Annotated in this window: 8 protein-coding genes; all 8 read right to left on the bottom strand. The window is 44.3% G+C overall.

Features of this window, described 5'->3' with window-relative positions:
* A partial coding sequence (locus ACE01R_RS03595) for a DUF4116 domain-containing protein (protein ID WP_395546198.1) occupies positions 1-472 on the bottom strand: 472 nt, incomplete at its 3' end.
* Between the two features lie 63 nt (positions 473-535).
* Positions 536-1561, bottom strand: a complete 1026-nt coding sequence (gene dmpG, locus ACE01R_RS03590; protein WP_395546197.1) for a 4-hydroxy-2-oxovalerate aldolase — start codon at positions 1559-1561, stop codon at positions 536-538.
* An 11-nt stretch (positions 1562-1572) separates the two neighbouring features.
* On the bottom strand, positions 1573-2517 hold the full coding sequence (locus tag ACE01R_RS03585) for an acetaldehyde dehydrogenase (acetylating) (protein ID WP_395546205.1): 945 nt from the start codon (positions 2515-2517) through the stop codon (positions 1573-1575).
* A gap of 15 nt (positions 2518-2532) precedes the next feature.
* Entirely contained in the window at positions 2533-3318 is a 786-nt protein-coding gene (locus tag ACE01R_RS03580; protein WP_395546196.1) for a 2-keto-4-pentenoate hydratase, read from the bottom strand.
* A 135-nt stretch (positions 3319-3453) separates the two neighbouring features.
* Entirely contained in the window at positions 3454-3993 is a 540-nt protein-coding gene (locus tag ACE01R_RS03575; protein WP_395546195.1) for a VOC family protein, read from the bottom strand.
* A gap of 11 nt (positions 3994-4004) precedes the next feature.
* Positions 4005-4223 (bottom strand): ferredoxin, encoded by a 219-nt coding sequence (locus ACE01R_RS03570; protein WP_395546194.1) that lies wholly within the window; start codon positions 4221-4223, stop codon positions 4005-4007.
* Between the two features lie 43 nt (positions 4224-4266).
* Positions 4267-4764 carry an aromatic-ring-hydroxylating dioxygenase subunit beta gene (locus tag ACE01R_RS03565; protein WP_395546193.1) on the bottom strand — a complete coding sequence of 166 codons (498 nt, stop codon included), beginning with the start codon at positions 4762-4764 and terminating at the stop codon, positions 4267-4269.
* The gene (locus ACE01R_RS03560) at positions 4764-6170 is read right to left on the bottom strand and encodes an aromatic ring-hydroxylating dioxygenase subunit alpha (RefSeq protein WP_395546192.1); all 1407 of its coding nucleotides are present in this window, start codon (positions 6168-6170) and stop codon (positions 4764-4766) included. The genes ACE01R_RS03565 and ACE01R_RS03560 overlap by 1 nt, the downstream gene beginning before the upstream one ends.
* Between the last annotated feature and the right edge of the window lie 99 nt (positions 6171-6269).

Genomic DNA, 6269 nt, shown 5'->3' with positions numbered 1-6269 from the left:
TAGCCATGCCATCTTTACGTAATGCCATGTAGCAAAGACCTTCTGTCTGTTCTTTCACATATTTAATCGCTTGTGGATTCGATTGCACTGCTGCCTGACAAATCTGTTCTGTTTGTTGACGTACATATTTCAGTGCAAAACCATTCTGCTTTATTGCAGCTAAACATATTTCTGCATTTTGAAATAAGACATGCTGCAATGCCAATCCTTCATTCTGTACAGCAGTCAAAATCATTTCATGGGTAGGTTCATGGATATATTGCAATAAATCGCCATTTTTTCGAACCACCATTAAACATAAATCTTCAGTTTGCTTTTTTACATATTTAATCGCGCGTGGATTTTGTTTAATCGCCTCATAACACAAACGGTTATCCTGTTTTTCTATGTATTGCAGATATAAACCATGCTCTTTTACTGCATTTAAGTCGGCATCATAACTTGGGTAATATAATTTTTTATATTGAATCATCTCAATATCTTCTGTAATCAAATGGAATGATGCAGCTCATCACATACATCATCCCTGTCATTTTTAAACCTGCTGCTGTTTCAGCATATTCAGCGCGACATCGACAATCATGTCTTCCTGACCACCAACCATTCTACGTTTACCCAGTTCAACTAATATGTCAAAAGCAGATAATCCGTATTTTTCTGCAGCCGTTTCTGTATGACGTAAAAAGCTTGAATACACCCCCGCATAGCCCAAGGCTAATGTCTCACGATCGACACGAACCGGTCGTTCCTGCAATGGACGCACGATATCTTCCGCAGCATCAATCAGTTTTTTCACATCACAGCCATGGTTTAAACCCATGCGCTGGACAGCAGCAATAAACACTTCTAGTGGTGCATTACCTGCTCCCGCCCCCATACCGGTTAAGCTAGCATCAATACGGTTACAGCCATGTTCCAGAGCCACAATACTGTTTGCCACACCTAAGCTCAGGTTATGATGGGCATGCATACCGGTTTCTGTTTCAGGCTTCAGCACATCTTTCATGGCTTTAAAACGGTCGGCAACATCATACATATTCATCGCACCACCTGAATCCACGACATAGATACACTGTGCGCCGTAGCTTTCCATCAGCTTACCTTGCTGCGCCAAACCTTCAGGCGTATTCATGTGGCTCATCATTAAGAAACCAACCGTGTCCATGCCCAGTTCACGCGCATATTCAATATGTTGTTTGGACACATCCGCTTCAGTGCAGTGGGTTGCCACACGCACCACGCGTGCTCCTGCATCATAAGCCGCTTTTAAGTCATGTACTGTACCAATGCCTGGCAACAGTAAAGTTGCAACTTTTGCATTTTTTACTTCACTGGCGACAGCTTCAATCCATTCCAGATCCGTATATGCACCAAAGCCATAGTTAAAGCTTGAGCCTTGCAGACCATCGCCATGTGCCACTTCAATACTGTCTACACCAGCCTCATCCAGAGCACGGGCAATTTGACGCACATGATCCAGAGAATACTGATGGCGAATGGCATGCATACCATCACGTAAGGTCACGTCTGACACATAGATTTTGCGTTTTTTATCCAACATGTTGACTCTCCTTACGCGATCTTTTTATTTAAATGTGTTTCCGCAAAGCGCTCTGCGGCTGCCAGTGCTGCGCTGGTCATAATATCCAGATTACCCGCATAGGCTGGCAAGTAATGTGCAGCACCTTCAACTTCAAGGAAGATCGAGACTTTTAGACCTGGCAGTTTGCCTACTCCGGGAATATTCAGCGGATGAGCCGTATCGAATTCATCGAACTGGACATCCTGTTTTAAGCGGTAACCTGGTACATAAGCCTGTACAGCATCAGCCATTTCTTTCACGGACTGGCGAATTGCCTCCTGGTCTGCACCTGCTTCTGCCAGACAATACACGGTGTCTCGCATGATGAGAGGGGGTTCAGCCGGATTCATAATGATGATGGCCTTGCCTTTTTGGGCACCACCCACCTCTTCAATCGCTTTAGAAGTCGTTTCAGTGAACTCATCAATATTGGCACGGGTACCAGGCCCAGCAGACTTACTGGCGATTGAGGCAATAATCTCGGCATAATGTACCTTTGCCACTTTGGCTACCGCATGCACCATCGGAATGGTTGCCTGACCACCGCAGGTGACCATATTGATATTCGGTGCATCCATATGTTCATCCAGATTGACCACAGGCACCACGTAAGGGCCTATCGCTGCTGGAGTGAGATCAATAACCTGAATACCATACTGCTGCAGCACCTGATTGTGATGGGCATGGGCACCCGCCGATGTAGCATCAAAGACAATTTTGATATCTTTAAACGAAGGTAGTTTAAGTAAGCCTTCTACACTTTCATCTGTGGTTTCAAAGCCAAAACGTGCAGCACGGGCTAAACCATCTGAACTTGGATCGGCACCGACCATGGCAGCCATTTCCAGATATTTTGAATTGCGCATGATTTTAATCATCAGGTCCGTACCAATATTGCCCGAACCAATGATGGCGCATTTAATTTTTGCCATAATGTTTATCCCTATTTGTTATGCGCTAAAACGCACAGAGACTGAGCCAAATCCTTCAATCTCTACCTTAAATTCTTCACCTGCTTTCACTGCAACCATTGGACCCAATGCACCGGTCAGAACAATGTCACCAACTTTCAAAGGCCGTCCACGCCGTACCATTTCATCTGCCAGCCAGACCGCAGCATTGAGTGGATTATCCAGACAGGCTTTGCCTTGTCCTTCTGAAACCACTTCATCCGAACGTACCATTTGCATACGACAATTCACGAGATCAACATCAGCCAACTGTACTTTTTGAGTTCCAAGAACAAAGGCTGCACTTGAAGCATTGTCTGCTACTGTATCTAGTAAGGAAATTTTCCAGTTTTCAATGCGGCTATCGACGACTTCAATGGCAGCGACTGCATAATCTGTAGCAGCAATAATGTCAGCCACACTATGCTGGCTATGGGTTAAACTGCTTTTCAGCACCAAAGCAATTTCCGCTTCAACTTTAGGCTGAATCAGCTTTTGGAATGGAATGGTTTGACCATCCACAAATGACATATCTTCAAACAGCATGCCGAAATCGGGTGAATCCACACCGAGCTGTTTCTGTACTGCAAACGAGGTTAAACCAATTTTTTTACCGACCAAACGGCGGCCATTAGATAGTGCTCGTTGGGTATTGATATCCTGTACCGCATAGGCATGGTCTGCACTAGCTTCAATCCCTAAACGCTCACGAATGGGTGCAATCGCTGTCCGATTTTGTTCCGCTTGATATAAAGCATCAGCAATTGCATGTTCATTAGCTGCCATCGACTGCTCCTTTTTGAATTCTCTGCATTTTTAGGCATAGCTTCGCCCGAGCATGACTGCCCATAGTTTTAAATCCCTGATGTAAAAATTGATTCAGCTCATGTTTACCAAGCCTGCATGAGCTGAAATGAAGGTTTAGTCGGTAATACTGACATTTTTACCGCTTTTCAGTTCTGCCATACGTTGATCAAGTTCACCATCAACATAGTACAGTTCGGTAAAGCAGCCAATTTGCTCTCGAGTATCAAAATATGCCCAGCGGCAGTTGCCAAATGGCCCTTCAAAAAAACCTGCCATGGCTTTTTTGATGCCTAGATCAGTGTAATGTTTTTCTGCCTGTGCATATTCAGCCGCATCTTTTTGGCGAAAACCGATATGATGCGGACCTTTGCCTTTTTCATCTAGCCAGTCTTTATAGACACTTTGTCCGCCATCATGGCGTGCCAGTTCAATCAGCGTTTCACCCGTAAAACCGTAGGCACAGCTGAATTGGAAATCACCCGGCTGGCCGTAATACTCTTTTTCTTTTTGCGTCTGAGAAAGTCCTTCCGCAACATTCCAAACTTCAACGCCATTGGTTTTACTAAAAAAATCCATCGCCTGCTGCAAGTCTTCAACCACAAAACAGATTTGGTCGAAGCGCTTGCTCAGCATATTTTGTACAGATTGAGTCATCAGTTGTTCCCTTAAGCAGATTCTAGAACACGGAAGCTGATTGCTTGTGCAGGGCAAGAGCCTGCAAGCTCTTTCACTTCATCTTCACGATCAATATCGACAAAATGCTGTTTTAGATTTGCCACCTGACTACCTTGTGGAATTTCAAAAATGTCTTCAGACATAAGACACATACCATAGCCTTGGCATTGGTGTGTATCTAAAATAACTTCGATTTTTTGATTGCTCATGAGATTCATCCTTTAATTTCAAATCCAGCGGACGGTTTCTGTTTTACAGAAACACGCCCAAGTTTGGTGTACGTAAAACAGCTTCGGTTAAGATGGCTTTACGTTTGAGTAAGCGAGCACCCTGCTCCGTAAGTTTTAATGTGTCCACGCGGCGGTAAGGAATGATATCGCCCTGTTCATCGTGACCGCGCTGACGGTACATAATAGTCGCGCTGTGCACATTCACCACATCTGCCTGTTCCGTTGGCTCGATCATGACACTGCCAATCACCCGCAATGTACGTGATGGTGGCACTTCTGCCCAAGCCTGACCCGATGCCATACGGTCAATACGCACTTTAATGTGAGCCTTTTTATCTAGTACACGATAAGCTTCACCCGGGAATTCGTCTTTAAAATGATATGAGCTAATACGAAGCGGAACCTCATACACAATTTCATCATCCAAAAGTGCAAACCATTCATCAAAGCGACGCTCATCTAGCAATAAAGCTTCCTGCGCCAAAAAGTTGTGTACGGTATTGTGAGTTGAATAGTCCATTAAGCCACTCCTTTTTGCTGTGCATTTTCATCAGCCAAACAAGTTACTTTGGCTTTTTGACCTTCACGCATTTCTTTTAACCAGCGACGCCAGAAACCGATTTGGCAATATTCCCCATAAATCGATGGATGGAATTCACCTGGACCTTTCCAGGCTGGATCTGCACCTGTTTGTTTTTGGCTATAATGCAGATTGACTTGCTCTTTACGCATCCAAGGGCTTTGTGCACCTTTGGCAATACCTTCCCAAACTGCTGTATCGTCAGCTTCAAAAATACCGCCTGAACCAAAGGCATACTGACCAGCAGCATAGGCTTTTTCTGCATACTGTTCTGGCACAAAACTGAACTCAAATTCATAGTTCCATAGTTCCATCACACCTGGTGCCACAGGCTGCCACATACGGATATTAGTAAATGGTATTGGCATTTCACCCGGTGCTGGCGGATGTGGTAAACGCATATAGCTAAAGTTGGGGAAAATGGTACCAATAGTCGGTGGAACATCTTTAATCATTTTTAATTGAACATCGTCCAATTTTGACAAATCAAAATGTGCCTGCAACTCTGGCGGATAGCCCCAGTTTGGTAATGGAATGCCAACCATATCTGATAAGTTGTGGCCAATAAAACTGTTTCCATTACCAAAGTCATAGCCCGAAGCATGCGTGCTGACTTGGTTTACACTTGGAATAAAACCAGAGCTGGCAGCAGATAAATGTGCTGTGCTTACATGGTAAGCATCACCACAGAAGTTTTCTGCACCGCTTTTCCAGTCAGCTTTGACTTGAAAGCGTTCGGGTTCTTTTAATAAACGCACACCTTCTGGGTGAATACCAAAAATTGCATCCAAAGCCCAAACCGTATCGCCTAAGTACTCACGTAATGGCGGAACATCCTCATTCAATGATGCAAAAATAAAACCATAGATGCTTTCAACTTTCGCAGCACGAAGTAATCCCCATTCTTTTGCATCCAACTTGCCACCATAGGCATCCTTCATGTGCGGTGCGCCCATCCAGTCGCCATTGTTCTTATATACCCAGCCGTGGTATGGGCATTTAAAGCTAGAAGCATTACCACGGTCATTATGACAAACCTCTGTACCACGATGACGGCAATGATTCAGTAAGACATTAATTTTACCTTCATTGTCACGTGTCACAATCACTTTATCCAAGCCCAAACGGCGCAGCACATAATCGCCATGGTTTGGAATTTCAGTCTCATGCGCAATGAAAATCCAGTTACGTGTGAAAATGCGTTCCATCTCGGCACGGAACACAGCATCATCATTAAAAACGTCAATCGGCAAAAAACCGTTGTTAATGCTTTCTTCAACACGATTACACAGGTGCTCTACGTAATCTTCATCACTTCCTGCTGTCACTTGAATGTACTTAAACATGTGACTACTCCTTCCATTTTTGTTATTACTGCCTGGCGGCTGAATCAGCTATCCGACTGATTCAGCGCTAGAATCGCTCGGTTTAAAAATTGTCTTGCT

It is taken from the genome of Acinetobacter sp. BSP-28, from assembly GCF_044130285.1.
Classification (GTDB): domain Bacteria; phylum Pseudomonadota; class Gammaproteobacteria; order Pseudomonadales; family Moraxellaceae; genus Acinetobacter.
This window is presented reverse-complemented; position numbering and strand designations above follow the sequence as displayed.

Coding starts and splice junctions, on each gene's coding strand:
- dmpG (WP_395546197.1), bottom strand. CDS start 1,561: ATGTTGGATAAAAAACGCAAAATCTATGTGTCAGACGTGACCTTACGT.
- ACE01R_RS03580 (WP_395546196.1), bottom strand. CDS start 3,318: ATGGCAGCTAATGAACATGCAATTGCTGATGCTTTATATCAAGCGGAA.
- ACE01R_RS03575 (WP_395546195.1), bottom strand. CDS start 3,993: ATGACTCAATCTGTACAAAATATGCTGAGCAAGCGCTTCGACCAAATC.
- ACE01R_RS03570 (WP_395546194.1), bottom strand. CDS start 4,223: ATGAGCAATCAAAAAATCGAAGTTATTTTAGATACACACCAATGCCAA.
- ACE01R_RS03565 (WP_395546193.1), bottom strand. CDS start 4,764: ATGGACTATTCAACTCACAATACCGTACACAACTTTTTGGCGCAGGAA.
- ACE01R_RS03560 (WP_395546192.1), bottom strand. CDS start 6,170: ATGTTTAAGTACATTCAAGTGACAGCAGGAAGTGATGAAGATTACGTA.